General features: G+C 61.3%; 20 protein-coding genes. 5 read left to right on the forward strand and 15 right to left on the reverse strand.

Annotated elements, in window-relative coordinates:
- Positions 1-23: 23 nt before the first annotated feature.
- The 4 genes from J4721_RS10800 to J4721_RS10815 all read right to left on the reverse strand — a co-directional run bounded on the left by J4721_RS10800 (position 24) and on the right by J4721_RS10815 (position 2,992).
- Positions 24-350, reverse strand: a complete 327-nt coding sequence (locus J4721_RS10800; RefSeq protein ID WP_014881089.1) for a hypothetical protein — start codon at positions 348-350, stop codon at positions 24-26.
- A 186-nt stretch (positions 351-536) separates the two neighbouring features.
- Complete coding sequence (locus tag J4721_RS10805) at positions 537-1,205, reverse strand: HAD family phosphatase (protein WP_211002676.1); 669 nt, start codon at positions 1,203-1,205, stop codon at positions 537-539.
- A gap of 24 nt (positions 1,206-1,229) precedes the next feature.
- Complete coding sequence (gene rsmD / locus J4721_RS10810; RefSeq protein ID WP_102855411.1) at positions 1,230-1,784, reverse strand: 16S rRNA (guanine(966)-N(2))-methyltransferase RsmD; 555 nt, start codon at positions 1,782-1,784, stop codon at positions 1,230-1,232.
- Entirely contained in the window at positions 1,781-2,992 is a 1,212-nt protein-coding gene (locus J4721_RS10815) for an NAD(P)/FAD-dependent oxidoreductase (protein ID WP_211002677.1), read from the reverse strand. Before J4721_RS10815 ends, rsmD begins: the two co-directional genes overlap by 4 nt.
- A 124-nt stretch (positions 2,993-3,116) precedes the next feature.
- Between J4721_RS10815 and J4721_RS10820 the strand changes: the two genes are divergently transcribed.
- Positions 3,117-3,605, forward strand: a complete 489-nt coding sequence (locus J4721_RS10820) for a peroxiredoxin (protein WP_076617263.1) — start codon at positions 3,117-3,119, stop codon at positions 3,603-3,605.
- Positions 3,606-3,679: 74 nt separating this feature from the next.
- On the opposite strand, the gene J4721_RS10825 is transcribed toward J4721_RS10820, so the two are convergent.
- From J4721_RS10825 to J4721_RS10850, 6 genes are all read right to left on the reverse strand, one after another.
- Complete coding sequence (locus tag J4721_RS10825) at positions 3,680-3,973, reverse strand: 4a-hydroxytetrahydrobiopterin dehydratase (protein WP_014875812.1); 294 nt, start codon at positions 3,971-3,973, stop codon at positions 3,680-3,682.
- A complete protein-coding gene (locus J4721_RS10830) occupies positions 3,970-5,157 on the reverse strand; it encodes a GNAT family N-acetyltransferase (protein ID WP_102884039.1) in 1,188 nt (395 codons plus the stop codon). Before J4721_RS10830 ends, J4721_RS10825 begins: the two co-directional genes overlap by 4 nt.
- Before the next feature lie 46 nt (positions 5,158-5,203).
- Positions 5,204-5,977, reverse strand: coding sequence for a glycerophosphodiester phosphodiesterase family protein (locus J4721_RS10835; protein ID WP_211002678.1), 774 nt, complete (start codon positions 5,975-5,977; stop codon positions 5,204-5,206).
- Positions 5,974-6,432 carry a RidA family protein gene (locus J4721_RS10840; protein WP_014875815.1) on the reverse strand — a complete coding sequence of 153 codons (459 nt, stop codon included), beginning with the start codon at positions 6,430-6,432 and terminating at the stop codon, positions 5,974-5,976. The genes J4721_RS10835 and J4721_RS10840 overlap by 4 nt, the downstream gene beginning before the upstream one ends.
- A gap of 124 nt (positions 6,433-6,556) precedes the next feature.
- Positions 6,557-7,873 (reverse strand): HlyD family type I secretion periplasmic adaptor subunit, encoded by a 1,317-nt coding sequence (locus J4721_RS10845; protein WP_102873552.1) that lies wholly within the window; start codon positions 7,871-7,873, stop codon positions 6,557-6,559.
- Complete coding sequence (locus tag J4721_RS10850) at positions 7,870-9,600, reverse strand: type I secretion system permease/ATPase (protein WP_014875817.1); 1,731 nt, start codon at positions 9,598-9,600, stop codon at positions 7,870-7,872. Before J4721_RS10850 ends, J4721_RS10845 begins: the two co-directional genes overlap by 4 nt.
- A gap of 186 nt (positions 9,601-9,786) precedes the next feature.
- On the opposite strand from J4721_RS10850, the gene J4721_RS10855 reads away from it, so the two are divergent.
- Together J4721_RS10855 and J4721_RS10860 are read left to right on the forward strand one after the other, a co-directional pair.
- Complete coding sequence (locus J4721_RS10855; RefSeq protein ID WP_014875818.1) at positions 9,787-10,566, forward strand: VacJ family lipoprotein; 780 nt, start codon at positions 9,787-9,789, stop codon at positions 10,564-10,566.
- Positions 10,556-11,164, forward strand: coding sequence for a phospholipid-binding protein MlaC (locus tag J4721_RS10860; protein WP_014875819.1), 609 nt, complete (start codon positions 10,556-10,558; stop codon positions 11,162-11,164). Before J4721_RS10855 ends, J4721_RS10860 begins: the two co-directional genes overlap by 11 nt.
- A gap of 69 nt (positions 11,165-11,233) precedes the next feature.
- Here J4721_RS10860 and J4721_RS10865 read toward each other — a convergent pair whose 3' ends face one another.
- The gene (locus J4721_RS10865) at positions 11,234-11,662 is read right to left on the reverse strand and encodes a GNAT family N-acetyltransferase (protein WP_247656077.1); all 429 of its coding nucleotides are present in this window, start codon (positions 11,660-11,662) and stop codon (positions 11,234-11,236) included.
- Positions 11,663-11,725: 63 nt separating this feature from the next.
- Positions 11,726-14,002: a transglycosylase domain-containing protein gene (locus J4721_RS10870; protein WP_211002680.1), complete on the reverse strand. Its 2,277-nt coding sequence runs from the start codon at positions 14,000-14,002 to the stop codon at positions 11,726-11,728.
- A 271-nt stretch (positions 14,003-14,273) separates the two neighbouring features.
- Here J4721_RS10870 and J4721_RS10875 point away from each other — a divergent pair, with 271 nt between their 5' ends.
- On the forward strand, positions 14,274-14,612 hold the full coding sequence (locus tag J4721_RS10875) for a P-II family nitrogen regulator (protein WP_014875822.1): 339 nt from the start codon (positions 14,274-14,276) through the stop codon (positions 14,610-14,612).
- Positions 14,613-14,638: 26 nt separating this feature from the next.
- Positions 14,639-15,979 (forward strand): ammonium transporter, encoded by a 1,341-nt coding sequence (locus J4721_RS10880; protein WP_211002681.1) that lies wholly within the window; start codon positions 14,639-14,641, stop codon positions 15,977-15,979.
- A 172-nt stretch (positions 15,980-16,151) separates the two neighbouring features.
- On the opposite strand, the gene J4721_RS10885 is transcribed toward J4721_RS10880, so the two are convergent.
- From J4721_RS10885 to J4721_RS10895, 3 genes are all read right to left on the reverse strand, one after another.
- Entirely contained in the window at positions 16,152-17,336 is a 1,185-nt protein-coding gene (locus tag J4721_RS10885) for an amino acid aminotransferase (RefSeq protein ID WP_076617280.1), read from the reverse strand.
- Positions 17,336-18,187 carry a 3-mercaptopyruvate sulfurtransferase gene (gene sseA, locus J4721_RS10890; RefSeq protein WP_102877256.1) on the reverse strand — a complete coding sequence of 284 codons (852 nt, stop codon included), beginning with the start codon at positions 18,185-18,187 and terminating at the stop codon, positions 17,336-17,338. Before sseA ends, J4721_RS10885 begins: the two co-directional genes overlap by 1 nt.
- A gap of 139 nt (positions 18,188-18,326) precedes the next feature.
- Positions 18,327-18,893, reverse strand: coding sequence for a hypothetical protein (locus tag J4721_RS10895; RefSeq protein WP_211002682.1), 567 nt, complete (start codon positions 18,891-18,893; stop codon positions 18,327-18,329).
- Positions 18,894-19,071: the final 178 nt, after the last annotated feature.

The following is a 19,071-nucleotide window of genomic DNA, read 5'->3' on the forward strand; positions in this document are numbered from 1 at the left end:
ATACGGTTTGCCCCGTACCGGTATCAGAGCTTGCAGCGTTTGCGCTCTGCCAGGGCCACCAGAACCTCGTGACGCTCGTTCGCGGCTTCAAGTGCCTGCTTGGCGTTGGAATGGTTGCCGATAACCGCCGGCCAGAACAACAGCGCGGCTGCGATATTCTCGCCGGACATGCTCTTGCCCTTCTTGGCTTCTTTGCGGATCTCTTCCAGCTGATTCAGCTGCACCGCGATTTCGGTGCAGGTCAGCTTGGCATCCCCCACCTGCGTTTTGGTGACAACATCAGGCGACACGCAGGCCGACAGGGCCAAGGCGCTGGCAAGGGCCAGGCCAATGCGGAGATTAATTTTCATATCATGTCCTACTTCAATTCTGGGCATCTGAAATGAGATGCTGAACGGAACGATAGATCGTCCGTTTCACAGGCCGAATATGTCCAACATGGGACCTTGTAAATCCTGCGGTTGGACTGTTGGGAGTTCCGCTGAACAAAGCGTATAGATTGCTGTGAAAATGTCGCACTCTACCTGAGAGTGCCGTCAGGGACGCAGGCCTATCAGGCGCGGCACCTCTGACATGGCGGTGATATGCTCGGCATTGTGTCGCTTCAGGCGCATGCCCTTGCCGTGGGGGTCGAAGCCGAGGCAGCGCATGCCTGCGCGGGCGGCGGCGATGGCGCCGTTTTCGCTGTCCTCAACCACCAGACAGTCGCGGGCCTGCACGTCGAAATGACAGGCCGCTGCAAGGAACAGATCCGGATCGGGCTTACCGGTCTTGAGCGTATGGGCAGAGAACATCGCCTGGGGATGAAACTGATCCCAGAGCCCGTTCTGGCCAAGGGTGATGCGCATCTTGTCCTCGCTGCCGTTGGAGGCCACGCAAAAGACAATGCCCCGCGCTTGCAAGAGCGCCAGAAGATCAGGAATGCCGGGAACCAGGTCCACGCCCTGCCGCAGACGGGCGTAGGTTTCTCCGTAGACCTCATCCACCCAGTTTGCGGGCAGGTCCGCGCCGAGTTCCTGCGCCTTTTTCATGACGCCCTGCATGGTGCCGCCAACAAATAGATCCATGCAGTCCGCAAGCGACAGCTGCAGACCGTGGCGGCCAAGGTTTTCGACAAGCACCTGATTGCTAAGTGTTTCGCTATCGACCAGCACACCGTCGCAATCAAAAATCACAAGTTTCGGCGTGGGATATGTGATCGGCATGGTGCTGTCCTCTTGTGCTGATGCTCAGCTCTCGCGCCACAGAAGGGTGACATGCGTGTCACCGTATTTGCGGCTGTCGTGCAGAGTGAATCCTTCGGCGGGCTGCATGGGGCTGCTTTCTTCCCAGACGACCAACGCATCCTCGGCCAGCCAACCGCCCTTGGTCGCGGCGGCCAGCGCCTTTTGCCCCAGCGATTTGCCATAGGGCGGATCGAGGAAGATCACATCACAGGGCACACCCTCATTGACCGGCAGGCGGGTGGCATCGCGGCGGATGAGACGGGCGCGGTCCTTGATGCGCAGCAGATCAATATTTTTGGTGATCAGCCCCTGCGACACCCGGCCATCATCCACAAACACCGCCTCAGCCGCGCCGCGCGATAGCGCCTCAAGCCCCAGGGCACCGGTACCTGCGAACAGATCCAGCACCCGCAACCCGTCGAAATCGACCAGATGCGACAGCACATTGAACAGGCTTTCGCGCACCCGGTCAGTGGTGGGGCGCAGGTGGGCGCCCGCATCGCCCTTGCCCACGCTGGTGAGCGCGCGGCCGCGAAAATCTCCGGCGATGATCCTCATGCGCGCAGGAGCGGTTTCAGATCCGCCTCGACGTCCGCCACCACGGCCTTGTCGGCGGTGCGCCCAGCCTCAATCAGGCGTTTGGCCACCATATAGGCGCGCGGGTCATTCATTGCATCCACCGCAACCAGTTGATCGCCAGTGTAATACCAGAAGGACATGGTGCCATCCTGCCCCGCCCGGGTGACGACGTTGTCGTAGCCGGTGTTGAGGCCCGCGATCTGCAGTTTGACGTCGTATTGATCGGACCAGAACCACGGCTTGGCCACATAAGTCTCATTCGCGCCAAGCATATTGCGGGCGGCGACCTCTGCCTGATCAATGGCGTTGGGCACGCTTTCCAACCGGATACGACTGCCGCAATAGGGGAAAGATGCGCAATCCCCGGCGGCCCATATGGACGGATCCGAGGTACGGCCCTGCGCATCCACCTTGATCCCGTTCTCAAGCGTCAGGCCCGCAGCCTCTGCCAGATCACTTGCGGGGGTGATGCCAACACCGACAACTACAAAATCCACCCCAACTGTTGAGCCGTCGCTGAGCACGGCGCGGCTGACGGTGCCATTCTCGCCCTCCAGCCGCTCCAGCCCGATGCCTTCGCGGATATCGACACCGTGGCCCGTGTGAAGCGCACGGAAGTAATCCGAGGTTTCGGGGGCTGCCACCCGTTGCAGGATACGGTCGGCCATCTCGACCAGCCTGACGGATACCCCGCGTTTGGCACAGACGGCGGCGGCCTCCAGCCCGATGTACCCGCCGCCCACAATCAGGGTACGCGCGCCCTCCTTGACCACCGGGGCCATGGCATCGACATCCGCCAGATCGCGCAGCACGTAGACGCCGTCCAGATCGCCACCAATGGCGGCAGGCAGACGGCGCGGGCTGGACCCGGTGGTGAGCGCCAGCTGATCGTAGTGCAGCACCTCATCCGCGAGGGTCACGGTCTTGGCGGCAGGATCAATTGCCTGCACCTGCTGCCCCAGCTTCAGGGTGATATTGCTATCGGCGTAGAAACTCTCAGGGCGCAGATAGAGCCGCTCCAGCTCCAACTCGCCCAGCAGATAGGCCTTCGACAAAGGCGGACGCTGATAGGGTACGACAGGTTCACTGCCGATCAGCGTAATCTCGCCCTCAAAGCCCTGCTTGCGCAGCTGAGCCACCAGCGAGGCGCCGGCCTGCCCTGCCCCGATCACGACAAAATGGGTCATGGTTCCCCCTATCTTTCTGCTGTCCCGGTCTGCGGCTGGTGGCTGTTACATCCCACTGGCATGCCTGCTGCCCGACCCTATATGTGTGAGAATATAAAACACAATCACGGGAGAGGAACAGATCATGATTTCCGTTGGAGAAACCCTGCCAGAGGCGATACTGACCCGCATGGGAGACGAGGGCCCTGAACAGGTGAGCATGGCCGAGCTGACCAAAGGGCGCACAGTTGCCATTTTTGCGGTGCCGGGCGCGTTTACCCCGACCTGCCATTCGGCCCATGTGCCCAGTTTCATCCGCAACAAGGACGCGCTGGCAGCCAAAGGCGTGGATGAGATCATCTGCATTGCGGGCAACGATCCCTTTGTGATGAAGGCCTGGTCAGAGGCGACCGGGGCCGGTGCTGCCGGTATCACCATGTTATCGGACGCCGAATGCGGCTTCACCGATGCGATCGGGATGCGGCTGGACGCGCCTGCGGCGGGTCTGATCGGGCGGTCGCTGCGCTATGCGATGCTGGCACGCGATGGCAAGGTCGAAATCATGAACGCCGAAGACAATCCCGGCCAATGCGAGCTGTCTGCGGGCGAAGCGCTGCTTGAGGCGATGGGCTGATCCCCATCAGTTGAAACGCAAAAGGCGCGGACAATTCCGCGCCTTTTCTGGTCTTATCTGCCGGGAACCTTGCCCTAAAACAGGCTCTCCATCTTGCGGGCGAGTTTTGCATCCAGCGCACTGATGCCACCCACATCATGAGTGGTCAGGGTCACGGTCACGGTGTTGTAGACATTGCTCCATTCCGGGTGGTGATCCCATTTTTCGGCCCAGATCGCAGCGCGGGTCATCCAGCCGAAGGCATCGACAAAACTATCGAATTTATAGGTCTTGGTGATAGCATCACGGCCGTCAACCACCTGCCAACCGGCGCTGAACAGCGGATCCAGCAGTGGGCCACGGGTGGCGTCTGAGAGTTTTTCCGTCATTGTTGCTCCTCCACATGGGGTTTGCGGAACGGACCATAGTCCGTCAGGATCTCGATTTCTTCTTCGATGGCGCCGCGTTCGGCTTCCAGATAGCGGGCAATGGCATCGGCAAATCCCGGATCGCCCACCCAATGCAGACTATGCGTTTGCGCCGGCAGATAGCCGCGCGCCAGTTTGTGTTCCCCCTGCGCGCCCGCTTCGACCCGGTTCAGCCCGCGGGCAATCGCCTGGTCGATGGCCTGATAGTAACACAGTTCGAAATGCAGGCAGGGGTGGTGTTCGCGGCAGCCCCAATAGCGCCCGTAAAGTGTCTCGCGGCCTAGGAAATTCAACGCACCCGCGACCGGTATCCCGTCACGTTCGGCGAGAATCAGCACCATATCGTCGGCCATGGTGTCATGGGCGATGTCAAAGAAGGCGCGGCTGAGATAGGGCGACCCCCATTTGCGCGCGCCTGTGTCCTGATAAAAGGTCCAGAAGGCATCCCAGTGTTCGGGGTGCAGATCGCTGCCGTGATAGGCGCGGATCTCCCCGCCAAAGCCCTGCGCCTGCGCGCGTTCCTTGCGGATGGTCTTGCGCTTGCGCGACGAGAGTGCACCGAGGAAATCGTCAAAACTGCGGTAGCCCTCGTTCAGCCAATGGAACTGTTGCGTAACACGGGCCATCAGCCCCATCTCGGCGCCCATCTTCGCCTCATCCTCTGTGCAGAAGGTCACATGCAGGGAGGAGACGCGGTTGTCTGCCGCCAGCTGTACAGCCCCTTGCACCAGTGCTGACTGGCCCAGACCTTCGAATTCCGGCTTCACCAGAAAACGCCGTCCGGTGGCAGGGGTGAAGGGGGCTGCGATCTGCAGTTTGGGGTAATAGCGCCCGCCCGCCTGCTCATAGGCATGGGCCCAGTTGTGATCGAAGATATATTCGCCCTGGCTGTGGGATTTGGCGTACATCGGCGCACAGGCAATCAACACACCGTCGCGGCGCGCGGTCAGATACTGCGGCTGCCAGCCGGTGCCGCGCCCGACGGAGCCACTGTCCTCCAGCGCGCTCAAAAACCGGTGCGTGGTGAAGGGATCCAGCGGGGCGCTGCCATCCGCCGCTTCGGGACAGGCGCAGGCGTCCCATTCCTCGGCCGATAGCTGCGACAGCGCGCCGAGCACTTCGATTTCAATCTGCGCCTGTTCCATTCAGTTCCTCCACGACAGACAGTATCTGGGTCCGCCGTGGATGGGATCAAGCCGGGATATCAGAAAGATACCGCTCAAAGGTGACATTATGCGCGATTTTGCGGGCCTCTTTTTCCATCGCGGCGGAGGTCACGGTCCAGCATAGAACCGGCACCCCCTGGGCGCGCAGTTCGCCAACACGCGGGCTGGCGAGATCCGCAACCTCATGGCTGATGAAACAGGAGCCAGAGCGGTCAAAATCCGGGATTGCGCGCAGATGGTCGCAGACCTCCGCCGTCAGCTCGGGCCAATGCTCAACCCTGTAGCTGCTGGTGGTGAGGCCCCGGGGCCGCTCGGGCGCCAAGCGCGCCAGTTCGACCACGGAATGCGGGTTGAAAGACATCAGCGCGACCTCGCCGGTATAGTTTTTCAACTGGTCTGCAGTATCGGCCTCCAGCGCGCCGATGTTTGGCCCCATATTGCCATCCTGATCCTTCAGCTCGATCAAGAGTGGCACGCGCCCATCAACCAGATCGAGGATCTCGGCCAGATCGGGAATGCACTCGCCATCACCGCCCTTGAGAGGGATGGCGCGCAGCTGGTCGCGGGTGTGATCAGCAACAAGCCCCGTACCCTCGGCCAGCCGTTCCAGATTGTAGTCGTGGAACACCATGGCGCACCCATCGGAGGACAGTTGCAGATCCATTTCAATGCCATACCCGGCCTCAATCGCCGCGAGGATGGCGGCCCGGCTGTTTTCCGGGCGGCCATCGCGCACGTCGTGCAGCGCGCGATGGGTGATGGGCTGGCGCAGGAATGCGGCAGGCAGATCAGAGGTCATGAGATCTGGAACACGCCGTCGATTTCCACTGCCACGCCCAGCGGCAGCGAGGGCGAGCTGACCGCAGCGCGGGCATGACGACCGGCATCGCCCAGCACCTCGACCATGAGGTCAGACGCCCCGTTCACCACCTGCGGCTGGTCGGTGAAACTGTCGGTGGAATTGACAAATGCCCCCAGTTTGACGACGCGCTTCAGACGATTGAGGTCGCCGTCACAGGCGGCTTTCAGCTGCGCCAGCAGGGCGATGGCGCATTGGCGGGCAGCCTTCTGACCGGCGGCCACATCCATATCAGCGCCCAGTTTGCCGGTGATCAGACCCTCAGGCCCGGCAGAAATCTGGCCGGAGATATAGACCATATTGTCCACGACCACATAGGGCACATAATTGGCTGCGGGGGCTGGTGCGCTTGGCAGCTGAATGCCCAGGTCTTTGAGTTTGGCTTCGATATCCATGGGTGTGGTCCTTTACGTCAGGTTTTGCGGAACGCTAACCGGGAAGCGGCAGGGCGGAAAGCAAAAAACCGCCCCCGAAGGGACGGTTTTGTGACGTGACGCGCACTGCGCGGTGCCTTGCGGTTCAGCTTTCCCGGAAGGCGCGGACAAAGTAGTCCGCAAGCGGTTTGACCAGATAGCCAAGCGGGGTTCGATCAGCGGTGCGGATATAGCCCTCAACCGGCATACCGGGGATGAGAACGGTGCCCTCTGGCAGGGTCTCCAGCTGGCCCGGGTTCAGTTCGATTTCAGTCCGGTAGTAGGAGAGTTTGCTGGCCTGATCCTCAAACGCATCAGCCGAGATCTGTTTCACCGAGCCGAACAGTTCCGGTGTCGAACGTTGATCCAGCGCCGGGAAGCGCAGGGTTACCGCCTGACCAACAAAGATCTGATCGACATCCGTGGGTGCCACCTGCGCGGCAATCACCAGCGGTCGATCCTGCGGTACCAGATACAGCACCGGATCCGCCGCCCGGATCACTGAGCGGGGCGTGTGGACCTGTAGGCCATAGACGATGCCGGAGACCGGCGCAGTGATATCGAGCCGCGCCAGACGATCCTTCAGCGCCCGGCGGGTCTCGGCCAGTTCCAACTCCTGATAGCGCAGATCCCGCAGGCGGGTGATCGCCTCTTCGCGTTGCTGGGTGCCGAGTTTCAGGATCTCGATATCAATCTCGGTGATGCGCCCCTCGGCCTGCGCTTCGGTGGCGATCAGCTCGCCCAGCGAGCCCTGCAGATCGGCCTCGGTCCGACGCAGGTTCAGAACGGTGCCTGCCTGCGCCAAGCCACGATCCAGCAGCGATTGCTGATTGGCCAGTTCCTCTTCAATCAGGTCAAGCTGGGTGCGCCGCGAGGCCTGCTGGGCACGGACGCCGATGATCTGATCCTGGATCTGGGTACGTCGTTTTTCTAACTGGTCAATCTCGCGCGCGACGGAATCTTTGCGGGCCTCAAACAGGCGGACCTGCCCCTGCATCAGATCGGCCACCTCTGGCCGGGTCTCGGACAGGTCGTGCAGTTCAGTGTCGAATTCTACCGTCTCGGCGCTATCGCGCTCCGCATCAAGGCGGGCACGGCGGGCCATCAGCTCAAACAGCTGCCCTTCGGTGATGACCAGCTGCGAGCGCAATTCCTTGGCATCCAGACGCAGGAGAACCGCACCCTCGGCGACGGTGTCACCCTCCTCCACCAGAATTTCCTGCACGATGCCGCCGTCCAGATGCTGGACGACCTGTCGGTTGCGGTCGACCTCAATCCGGCCTGACGCCACAACCGCGCCGGCAATCGACGTCGCCACCGACCATGTGCCAAAACCGCCAAGCAGGATGATCACCCCGATCAGTCCGATTATCAGCGGGCGGCGGGCGGACCAGGAATTGGTCTCGGTTTTGCTCTGGTTCATCGCACACCTCCCGGCGCTGCCTGTTGAATGCTCTGATGGTTGGAGACCATCTCTCGCAGGACTTTATCCTTGGGCCCGAAGGCGGTCTGAACCCCCTGATCAATCACCAACAGCAGGTCACATTCCTGAATGGCGGCAGGGCGATGGGCCATGATCAGCACCGAGTGGCCATCGGCCTTCAGCTGCTTGATCGCCCGGTTCAGCGCCACCGACCCGTCATTGTCGAGGTTTGAGTTCGGCTCATCCAGAATGACGATCACCGGATCATCATATAGGGCACGCGCCAGGGCGACCCGTTGCATCTGACCACCGGATAGCCGCCCGCCCCCGGCCGTAATATGCGTGTCGTAGCCATCGGGCAGATGCACGATCATGTCATGCGCGGCGGCTTTCTTCGCGGCGGCGACCACTTTTTCGGAATCCGGGTTAGGCGACAGCCGGGCGATATTCTGCGCGATGGTGCCTTCGAACAGTTGCACCCGTTGCGGCAGATACCCGATGTTCTGACCCAGCACCTCCGGCGCGTATTGATCCAATGAGGCCCCGTCGAGCCGGACAGTGCCCGCCGCCGGGCGCCAGGCCCCGGTGAGCGCCCGTGCCAGCGTGGACTTACCGGAACCGGACGGACCAATCACGCCAATCGCCTGCCCCGGCTGCACGCGGAAGCTGACATTGCGCAGCTGCGGGCGGTTGTCACCGGGGGGCACCACGGCCAGCGCCTGCACCTCCAGATTGGCGGTGGGCTTGGGAAGTTCGGTGCGCTCGGCCTCCTCCGGCACCTTGTCGAGCAGCTCGGCGAGGTTGCGCCAGCCTTTGAGGGCGCGCTGCACCATTGCCCATTGGCCAAGCGCCAGTTCGATGGGCGCCAGCGCCCGACCCATCAGGATTGAGCCTGCGATCATCGCCCCGGCCGTCACCTCGTTCTGCAGCACCAGATAGGCGCCCAGACCCAGCATCGCCGATTGCAGGAACAGGCGCAGGGTCTTGGTCAGCGTGGTGAAGCCACCGCCGACATCACTGGCGGTGACACTGTCGACAAGGGCCGCATCACGGCCCGCCTTCCAGCGTTGAAAGGCGGCGCGGCGCATTCCCATCGACTGAATCATCTCCGCCTCGGTGCGGATTTCCTCGGACATCAGATTGGCGCGGTGGCCGGACATGCCGGCCTGCATCTGCGGGCGGCGCGACAGGAACTGGTTCAGCACCGCGATGGCAATCAGAACCGCGCCGCCACCAAGCGCAAGCATCCCCAACCACGGGTGAAACAGAGCAATGCCAAAGAGAAAGATCGGCGTCCAGGGCAGGTCGAATGCGGCCCCAAGCACCGGCGAGGCGATCAAACGCTGTACGGACTCAAGATCACTGAGGCCGGTCTGGGCCACCGGATCCTGAGCCACAGCAGAACGGCGGATCATCGCATCAAACACCCGCTGATCGAGCCCGGCCTGAAACCGCGCCCCGACACGCGCCAGAATGCGGCCCCGCGCGTAGTCCAGAACCCCCATGGTGCCGTAGAGGAACACCACCAACAGCGAGAGCGCAATAAGGGTCGCCACCGACCGGCTGCCAAGAACGCGGTCATAGACCTGCATCATATAAAGAGGGCCTGTCAGCATCAGCATGTTCACAAAGAAACTGAAAATGCCGACCGACCAATAGAGGCCGCGACTGCGGCGACGATGCGCGCGCAGCTCCTCCAATCCGGATTTATGAGAGGTTTTCATCATGAGAGGTCTGCAATTCCCTATCGATATGCCCTATGTATCAGCCACGCGCGCAGAAAACTGGATCTTCACATGTTCCAAATCTGCAACAAAAGTGTAAACAAGCTCAGCCCCTGACTAGGCAGAGACGAGAAACATTATAAGTGGGTCCGCATATGCCCACAGCAGACAGATTGGACACCGAAGCGCATGACCTTCCCGCTGCGACCTTTTGTATTGATGGCCCTGGTAACTGTTACGTCGGCACTGGCAGGCTGTGCAACCCAAGATAGCGTCTCGCGCAACTCGGGTGAGGTGTTTGATCCCTATGAGAACACCAACCGGTCGATCCATAACTTCAACCGCGGTGTCGACCGTTTTGCCTTTCGCCCGGCTGCAAAGGGCTACGTGGCGATTGTTCCGCCAGACATGGTCAGGAGTTTTAACAACTTCGCTGAAAACCTGTCGATGCCGGGCCAGGCGGTGAACGCGCTGCTGCAAGGCAACCTGAAGGAATCCGGCATTGCGATGTCGCGATTTGTGGTCAACACGATCTTTGGCATTGGTGGCCTCGGTGATCCGGCCTCTGATTTCAATATGCCGCGGGTGGATACGAATTTCGGCGAGACCCTGCATGTCTGGGGTGTTGGCGAAGGGGCTTATGTTGAGCTGCCATTCTTTGGCCCGTCGACGGCCCGCGACGGCACCGGCATTCTGGTCGATTTCTTCACCAACCCGATCAGTTACGCTCGGCATAATCCAGCCGACAACATCGGCGTTTATGCCGAGGTGGTGCGTCGTCTGGGGGATCGTGGCACATATTCCGACACCATCGACTCGATTTTATATGAGAGTGCAGACAGCTACGCGCAGGCGCGGCTGATCTACCTGCAGAACCGCCGTTTTGAGTTGGGCGGCGATCAAAGCGAATACGAAGGGGTCTATGGCGACCCTTATTCAGATCCGTATGAGGACATCTATGCCGAGTAATTTTCTGACCCGTCGCAGTTTTCTGGCCACTGGCGTTGCCTTTCTTGGTTTGGCGGCCCTGCCGGGCAAACTGCTCGCCCTGACCGAAGCTGGTGCACGCAACCTCGTTGGCAGCGTCGTGGGCGATATCAACAAGGTCATCGCCTCCGGAAAGTCCGAAAGCGCGATGATCCGCGACTTCGAGAAAATTTTTGTGCGATATGCCGATGTAAACATCATGGCCCGCTATGCGCTGGGTGTCGAAGCCCGCCGCGCCAGTGCTTCAGAACTGCGCGCCTTTACCGGTGCCTTTCAGAGCTATATCTCGCGCAAATACGGCAAGCGGTTCCGTGAATTCATTGGTGGATCTGTCGAGGTTCAATCAGCCCGCAAGATCAAAGCAGGCTATGAGATCAAATCGCTGGCCAAGCTGAAAGGTCAGGCACCGTTCGAGGTCACCTTCCTCGTGTCGGACAAATCCGGGCGTGACAAGTTTTACAACATGTTCATCGAAGGCGTGAACCTGCTTTTGACCGAGCGCACCGAAATTGGTGCTATCCTTGACCGCAACAAGGGCGACATCAACAAGCTGATCGCCGAGCTGAAACGGTTGAGCTGAGAGGCTGACGCCTCACGCGCAGATTAGAGTCATAAAGGGGCCAAGCGGCCCCTTTTTTCATGTCAGATTTTACGTCAGAGGCGACACCGCACAGCGTTTGCGCACCGCGCCGTCATCTGTTCGGTAGGTCTGGAACCCCATGGCATCATAATACGCCTGCGCCCTGAGATTGTCAGCGCCGATGGTCGCCTCGATCCAGCGCAGCCCGGCTGCTTGAGCAGCGCGCAGGTTGTGGTCGAAAAGTGCCTGACCGATTCCCTGCCGCCCCATATCGAGCCGCACATAGGTTCCGATGATCCCCCACCCCGGCTCAACCTCATAGGCGTTGCCGGGAACCGCGAGTCTGAGAGACTGAAAACCGACAATCCCGTCAGGACCTTCGCAAACCGCGCACTCGATCCGGTCAGGATGGCTGACATAGGCGCCCAATACATGCTGCGGGTCACCGGGCCGGGCGCTGTTCCAATCGCGCAGCACTTCCGTCAGTACAGAGCTCATCCCGGTTTCGTCACCGGGGCGCGCAGACCTTATGGCCAAGGGATCAGCAAGGGCCATGCCAGATCAATTCCCGAAAATATCGCGCAGCAACCCGTCCACGGCACGGCCCAGCTCCTGCCCGACGTTTGGTCGCTGACGGCGTTGGGGTTGTGGTTGCGGCGGCGGGGCGATGGGTTTGGGCGCGATCATCGGCAGGGGTTTGGGCGGCAGCCCGTCATGCACCCGGACCATGACCTCGCGCCAGATATCAGCGGGCAAACCACCACCCGTCACACCGGAAAGCGGCGTGTTGTCGTCATAGCCCATCCAGACACCGGCCACGTAATCTGCGGTGAAGCCCACAAACCAGGCATCGCGCGCGGCCTGGGTGGTGCCGGTCTTACCGGCGGCCTGCCAGCCGGGAATCTGGGCGCGGCGACCGCTGCCTTGTGAGACCACCTGCTCCATCATCCAGATCAGTTCTCGCGCCGCCTTGGTCTGGATCACCCGCTCACCAAGACCGCCACTTGCCCCCATCATAGGTGTATTGTCACCGATCAACGTCAGTTCGGTGACACCATAGGGCGTCACAGATGAACCGCCATTCAGAATACCGGCGTAGGCCCCTGTCATCTCAAGCAGTGTGCTTTCCGATGCGCCAAGCGCCAGCGCCGGGCCAGCGGCCAATTCACTGTCGAGCCCGAAGTCGCCGGCGACACGGCGCACCAGATCACGGCCCACGGCCTCGGACACTTTCACCGCCGGAACATTCAGCGAGTCGCGCAAAGCCCGCGCCAAGGTCACCTCGCCATAGAATTTCCGGGTGTAGTTCTTGGGGCACCACTGGCCGGAGCCCGGTACATCCAAGCAATATTGCGCGTCCAGCACCCGGTCGAGCGGCGAATACCCCAGCTCCAGCGCCGTGGCATAGACAAAGGGTTTGAAGGCCGAACCGGTCTGACGCTTGGCCTGTGTGGCGCGGTTGAACACACCAGAGACACGAGACTTGCGCCCGCCAACCATGGCACGCACGGCACCATCCGCGCTCATCACCACGATGGCGGCCTGCGCCTTGGAGCCTTCGCGGACCTTGGTATCAAAGACATGGTTCAGCGCATCCTCGGCCGCGCGTTGCAGGCGCTGGTCAATGGTGGTGCGGATCACCACATCTTCGGTTGTCTCACTGCCAAAGAAATCAGGAATCGTATCCATCACCCAATCGGCGAAATACCCCCCGGCGCGGGCGGCGGCGGCCTCGCTCAGCACGGCGGGGCTGTTTTGTGCCGAACGCATTTCAGACGTCGTCAGATAGCCCTGCTCCTGCATCAGCCGCAGCACGGTGGCGGCGCGATCCTGCGAGCGTTGCAGATTGTTGGTCGGTGCCAGCGTCGATGGTGCAGTCAGCAGACCCGCCAGCATCGCCGCCTCAGACGCATCAACCTGATTGGCGGATTTGCCGAAATAGCGCTGCGCTGCCGCCTCTGCACCGTAAGCACCACCGCCCAGATACGCGCGGTTCATATAGATCGAGAGGATCTCATCCTTGGTGTATTTGGCCTCCATCGCCATCGCAAAGATGGCTTCCTTGGCCTTGCGCCAAAGTGAGCCCTGGCGGCAATCGCGCTCATAAGCGCGCTCGCTTTCCCATTCCGTCGGGTCGTAAACCACACCAAGACAGAGCAGTTTGGCGGTCTGCTGGGTAATGGTGGAGCCACCATGTCCGGATAGCGGCCCGCGTCCCTCACGCAAGTTGATGCGCACGGCACTGGCGACACCGCGTGGCGACACCCCGAAGTGGCGATAGAACCGCTTGTCCTCGGTCGCGACGATGGCGTTTTTGAGGTAGGGCGACACGGTTTCGCTGGTGACCACGCCACCAAATTGATCTCCGCGCCAGGCGAACACCTCGCCATTGCGGTCGGTCAGGGTAACGGACCCCCGCGCACGCCCGTCCAGCAGTTCGGCGACCTCGGGCAGTTTCATGTAGTGATAGCCCACAGCCAGCGCCACCAGCGCGGTGGAGATCATGCCCACGCGCCAGGTAAATCCCCAGGCGAGCCGGAACGCCCAGCGAAATGGCGCCAGGATCAGCGCCAAGAGGCGGCCCAACAGGGTCTTGGGCTTTCGCGGTTTGCGTGGTCCTCTGCCGCCGCCCCCGCTGCCGCCCCTTGTGCTGCCAGCTTTGCCACCGGTTTTCCCTCCGCCGCTGAACAGAGTGAACCAGCCCGATTTCCGCGCTTTGGGCGCAGATTTTGGCCGTGGTTTGGCCTTGCGCGCAGATGCTTTGCCCTGCGTGCCGCGCCCCGCTGTCGCGTAGCGCTTGTCTGCGACCAGAGGTCGGCGCCGCGTTCCTTGTGCCATCTTCCAGATCCTGCCCGGTTTGCCCGTTTTGCGGACAATACCCCGTCTGCTCTGCTTTGTTGAGGGGCAGATTGACCGCAATTCCCCTCTGCAAGCCGGGTGTTTTTTAAGCGCAGCAGCAAAAGACCGCCTATTTTTTCACCGTCCCGCTGCGACACCCCCCTGAAACCGCCCTCAAAACGTTCCACCGACTCGGTTCTGCGGATTTGCTGCACCTGCAAACAGTTCAGGCGCTCTCATCACGCGCCGTCATCATGACAGGGGTTCGGGGATGAAAATGATCATAGCAACCATCAAGCCGTTCAAGCTGGAGGAGGTCCGTGAAGCACTGACATCCATCGGCGTGTCCGGGCTGATGGTCACGGAAATCAAGGGGTTCGGCGCCCAGTCAGGCCACACGGAAATCTATCGCGGTGCGGAATACGAGGTGAATTTCGTACCCAAGGTGCGGCTGGATCTGGTGGTGCCTTCCGGGCTCGCTGACCAAGTGGTCGACACCATCACCCAGACCGCCCGCACCGGCAAAATCGGTGACGGCAAGATCTTTGTTCTCGACGTTGAGCAGGCAATCCGCGTGCGCACCGGCGAAACCAATCACGACGCGCTGTGAAGACGCGCAAAGGAAGGAAATCACTTATGCGTAAATCAACCCTTTCCCTTGCAGCGGTGGCGACGCTGGCCGTGCCCGGCCTCGCCCTCGCCCAAGAGACCGCCGCTGCGGCCCCTGCCGGTGCTGCGGCAACCGATACCGTGTTTATCCTCAACTCACTGCTGTTTCTGGTCGGCGGCTTCCTCGTGTTCTGGATGGCGGCCGGTTTTGCCATGTTGGAGGCAGGGCTTGTCCGATCCAAGAACGTCACCATGCAGCTGACCAAAAACGTTGCGCTGTTCTCGCTCGCGGCGATCTTTTACTACCTGATTGGCTACAACCTGATGTATCCGCTGGGCACTTGGTCGATTGAAGGCGTGCTGTCGGGTGTCTGGGGGCCGGGCGTGCTGGAAGCGGTCGGCATCACCTCAGAGCAGGCGGATGATTACTCCTATGCCTCAACGGGATCCGATTTCTTCTTTCAGCTAATGTTCTGCGCCACGACCGCCTCGATCGTGTCCGGCACAATGGCAGAACGGGTGAAGCTCTGGCCGTTCCTCGCCTTTGTGATCGTGCTGACTGCGGTCATCTACCCGTTGCAGGCCAGCTGGAAATGGGGCGGTGGCTTCCTGGATGAGATGGGTTTCCTCGACTTTGCCGGCTCCACTGTGGTGCATTCCGTAGGCGGCTGGGCTGCGCTGACCGGCGCGCTGATCCTTGGCCCGCGTCTGGGCAAATACAAAGCGGGCAAAACCATCCCGATGCCGGGCTCCAATCTGGCACTGGCCACATTGGGTACGTTCATCCTGTGGCTCGGCTGGTTCGGCTTTAACGGTGGATCGCAGCTGGCCATGGGCACCGTGGGAGATGTCGCCGATGTGAGCCGTATCTTTGCCAACACCAACGCCGCTGCGGCGGGTGGAGCGGTTGCCGCCCTGCTGCTGACGCAGCTGCTGTTCAAGAAACCGGATCTCACTATGGTGCTGAACGGCGCGCTGGCAGGTCTGGTCTCTATCACGGCTGAGCCGCTGACCCCAACCCTTGGTATGGCGACCCTGATCGGTGCTGCCGGCGGTGTCATCGTGGTCTTCGTGGTGCCTATGCTGGACAAGATGAAGATCGATGACGTGGTCGGCGCCATCCCGGTTCACCTGGTTGCCGGGATCTGGGGCACCATCGCGGTGGTTCTGACCAACCCGGAAGCGAGCCTCGTCACCCAGCTGACCGGTATTGTGGTGATCGCGCTCTTCGTCGTGATTTCCTCCGCTGTGGTCTGGCTGATCCTGCGTGCTGTGACAGGGATCCGGGTTGGCGAAGAAGATGAAGTGAACGGGTTGGATATGTCGGAGCTGGGGATGGAAGCCTATCCCGAATTTTCCCCCAGCTGATCCGGCCCGATCCTGAAACATTGAGGCGGCTCCCGGAAACGGGGGCCGCCTTTCTCTGTGCCGCCCATCTTCCGATCACACTCAAAAGTCTGGTGGCTCGCCATAAAAAACGCCCCGTCAAAGCGGGGCGTTTCAGTTGGGTCAGAGGGCTTGCCTCAGACGGTTCGCTTTATCAGACGCCTGCGTCGACAATCGCCTGAGCCAGGATCGGCACGGTCTGGGTGTTCAGGCCTGCGATATTCATGCGGCTGTCGCCCACCATGTAGATGCCGCTGTCTGCGCGCATTTTCTCGACCATTTCCGGCGTGGTGCCGAGCAGCGAGAACATGCCACGATGCTGGGCAAGGAAGCCAAAGCGGTCAGAGCCGGTCAGGCGCTGCAGCTCATCCGCGAGTTGCTGACGCAGCGCCAGCATGCCCAGGCGGGTCTCTTCCAGCTCCGCTGCCCAATCGGCGCGCAGGGCGTCATCGTTGAGGATCATCGACACCAGACGCGCGCCGTGATCCGGCGGGAAGGAGTAGTTCTGACGGTTGAGGAAGGCCAGCGTGCCCTGGTTCAGCGCCTGTGCGCCGCTGTCCTGAGAGACCGCCATCAACAGACCGGTACGCTCGCGGTAGATGCCAAAGTTCTTGGAGCAGCTGGCCGCAATCAGGCATTCGGGCGTATTCGCTGCCACGTAGCGCACCCCCTGTGCGTCCTCTTCCAGACCGTCGCCAAAGCCCTGATAGGCAATGTCGATCATCGGGATCAGACCACGCTCGTTCAGGATGGCCACGACTTCCTGCCACTGCACCATGTTGAGGTTGGCACCGGTCGGGTTGTGGCAGCACCCATGCAGCAGCACCACGTCACCCTTGTTCGCCGTCTTCAGGTCCGCGATCATGCCGTCGAAATCGACGCCGCAGGTCTCGCGATCAAAATAGCGATAGGCGACGGTTTCGATGTTCAGATAGTTCAGGATTGAAATGTGGTTCGGCCAGGTTGGGTTCGACACGAAAACACGCGCGCCGGGATTGGCCATCTTGATCAGTTCAAACGCCTGACGCACAGCGCCGGTGCCGCCGGGCGTGGCTGCGGCGGCAACATTGGCGCGCGCGACACTGTCGGAGAGGATCAGTTTGATCATGGCGTCGGAATAAGCCGGATCCCCGGCCAGACCCACATAGGATTTGGACGTCTGCTCTTCCCAGAGCTTATGCTCTGCCGCCTTGATGGCGCGCATGACCGGGGTCACCCCTTCAGCATTCTTGTAGACGCCGACGCCGAGGTCGATTTTGCTGTCGCGCGGATCGTCGCGATACATCTGCATCAGCGCCAGGATCTTATCCGCTGGCTGGGGTTTGAGGGTTTCGAACATCAGGCTTCTCCGGTTGCAACGGGCAATGTCGGGAAGGCGCCCCACTCGGTCCAGGAGCCGTCATAAAGCGCATGATCGGTCTTTCCGAAACGCTCCATGGCGAGGCTGAGGACAGCAGCGGTGACACCTGACCCACAGGTGGTGATGGCTGGTTTGCTGAGATCGACGCCGGCCTTCTCAAACACCGCGCGCAGAGCGTCCGGCGATTTCATGGTCTGATCGGCGTTCAAAAGCTCCGTATAAGGTACGTTCCGGGACCCGGGAATATGGCCCGCACGCAGGCCTTCGCGGGGTTCGGCCACGGCACCCTGAAAGCGCTCCGCTGCGCGGGCGTCGATAATCTCGTGATCGCCAAGCTTGGCTGCAGAGGAGACCTGTGTCACATCCCGCAAGAGGTGGTTCTGCACCCGCACGGTCATATGGCGATCGCGGATCACTGGCGGCAGATCCTCAACCGGATTGCCCTCGGCCTGCCATTTCGGCAAACCACCATCCAGAACCGCGATATTGGTCTGCCCCATCAGGCGGAACAGCCACCACACCCGCGCCGCAGAGCGCAACCCGGTGCCGTCATAGACCACGACCTGATGGCCGTCACCAACCCCCATCGCGCGCAAGCGGGACATGAATTTCTCCACCGGCGGGACCATATGCGGCAGGTCGGAGCGATTGTCGGCGATATCATCAATGTCAAAGAAGCGCGCGCCGGGGATATGAACGGCGTCATATTCAGCCTTGGGGTCGCGGCCCTCATGCGGCATATACCAGGATGCATCAAGGAGCCGCAGATCCGGGTCCTTTAAATGCGCAGCAAGCCAGTCTGTCGACACAAGCGTTTTAGGATCGTCCAACGTTTCCGTCTCCCCTCATATGTGCTGAGGCATCCGTACAACCGTGCGGACAGAGTCGCAAGGGACGCCGAAGTCGCAGCGCAATAATCTGTCCCACTGGCCAGTGTCTGTTCCCCTGCAGGGCCTGCATCGGGGTGTTTCAGCGGACGACCCGCAGGCGCGGCGGCTGATCAGGCTGGGCGCTGGCCTGCGGCCTCTGCGCCGGGTTCGCCTTGCCAGCCGGGAACCGATCAGCAAAGGACAACGCGGCGCGGATCACATGCGGGTCCATCCAGCCACCGGTCAGATCCGCAACCGCGTCCCGCGCCGCCGGGGTGTCATCACGGCGCATGTGGTGCAGCATGCGCAGAAACGCCGCCTCATCCGCAGTCACCACTGCGCGCGTCGCAAGGGTCAGCGCGTCATGTCCCCGGTAGTGATCACCACGCAGGTCGTGCAGGCAGCGCACCACCTTAAACAGCGCATGAGCAACCGCCAGCCCGAATGTTTCCCCCCAGCGCTCCGAGGCACTGCGATAGGCCAGCTGCCAGGCCTGGCTCTGCGGCGTTTGCAGACAGGTGGTGAAGTGGCGCAGCTGCGGCAAGAGAGCCCCCTCAAACGTATCAAGTCCCAGATCCGCCAGCGCGACCTCTTCTGGTGATACAGTCGGAGCGGCGGGGGCAGCGGATAGTGACCGGTCGGGGGTCTGTGGCTCAGAAATTGGCACGGGCGTCGTCCTCTTTCAAACAGGAACACGAAGGATGCCGGGCCTGACTGAGGGATGAGTCTGCTGGGTGCAGCTTATCTGACTTATTCAGTCAGATATTGCAACGCTCTGCTGTTTCTTGCAGTGTCTGCCGCTGCGAGACCTCGGCCGCGCGTATCACTCATGCCGCCGTGACGGC

Source organism: Phaeobacter sp. HS011 (genome assembly GCF_018101215.1).
Lineage (GTDB): Bacteria > Pseudomonadota > Alphaproteobacteria > Rhodobacterales > Rhodobacteraceae > Phaeobacter > Phaeobacter inhibens.

Bases quoted from the DNA above. Each gene is read 5' to 3' on its own strand.
- J4721_RS10880 (WP_211002681.1), top strand. From the start codon at position 14,639: ATGCGTAAATCAACCCTTTCCCTTGCAGCGGTGGCGACGCTGGCCGTG.
- rsmD (WP_102855411.1), bottom strand. From the start codon at position 1,784: ATGAGGATCATCGCCGGAGATTTTCGCGGCCGCGCGCTCACCAGCGTG.
- J4721_RS10860 (WP_014875819.1), top strand. From the start codon at position 10,556: ATGCCGAGTAATTTTCTGACCCGTCGCAGTTTTCTGGCCACTGGCGTT.
- J4721_RS10865 (WP_247656077.1), bottom strand. From the start codon at position 11,662: ATGAGCTCTGTACTGACGGAAGTGCTGCGCGATTGGAACAGCGCCCGG.
- J4721_RS10885 (WP_076617280.1), bottom strand. From the start codon at position 17,336: ATGTTCGAAACCCTCAAACCCCAGCCAGCGGATAAGATCCTGGCGCTG.
- J4721_RS10835 (WP_211002678.1), bottom strand. From the start codon at position 5,977: ATGACCTCTGATCTGCCTGCCGCATTCCTGCGCCAGCCCATCACCCAT.
- J4721_RS10870 (WP_211002680.1), bottom strand. From the start codon at position 14,002: ATGGCACAAGGAACGCGGCGCCGACCTCTGGTCGCAGACAAGCGCTAC.
- J4721_RS10830 (WP_102884039.1), bottom strand. From the start codon at position 5,157: ATGGAACAGGCGCAGATTGAAATCGAAGTGCTCGGCGCGCTGTCGCAG.
- J4721_RS10805 (WP_211002676.1), bottom strand. From the start codon at position 1,205: ATGCCGATCACATATCCCACGCCGAAACTTGTGATTTTTGATTGCGAC.
- J4721_RS10855 (WP_014875818.1), top strand. From the start codon at position 9,787: ATGACCTTCCCGCTGCGACCTTTTGTATTGATGGCCCTGGTAACTGTT.
- J4721_RS10840 (WP_014875815.1), bottom strand. From the start codon at position 6,432: ATGGATATCGAAGCCAAACTCAAAGACCTGGGCATTCAGCTGCCAAGC.
- J4721_RS10850 (WP_014875817.1), bottom strand. From the start codon at position 9,600: ATGATGAAAACCTCTCATAAATCCGGATTGGAGGAGCTGCGCGCGCAT.
- J4721_RS10815 (WP_211002677.1), bottom strand. From the start codon at position 2,992: ATGACCCATTTTGTCGTGATCGGGGCAGGGCAGGCCGGCGCCTCGCTG.
- J4721_RS10845 (WP_102873552.1), bottom strand. From the start codon at position 7,873: ATGAACCAGAGCAAAACCGAGACCAATTCCTGGTCCGCCCGCCGCCCG.
- J4721_RS10825 (WP_014875812.1), bottom strand. From the start codon at position 3,973: ATGACGGAAAAACTCTCAGACGCCACCCGTGGCCCACTGCTGGATCCG.
- J4721_RS10875 (WP_014875822.1), top strand. From the start codon at position 14,274: ATGAAAATGATCATAGCAACCATCAAGCCGTTCAAGCTGGAGGAGGTC.
- J4721_RS10820 (WP_076617263.1), top strand. From the start codon at position 3,117: ATGATTTCCGTTGGAGAAACCCTGCCAGAGGCGATACTGACCCGCATG.
- J4721_RS10800 (WP_014881089.1), bottom strand. From the start codon at position 350: ATGAAAATTAATCTCCGCATTGGCCTGGCCCTTGCCAGCGCCTTGGCC.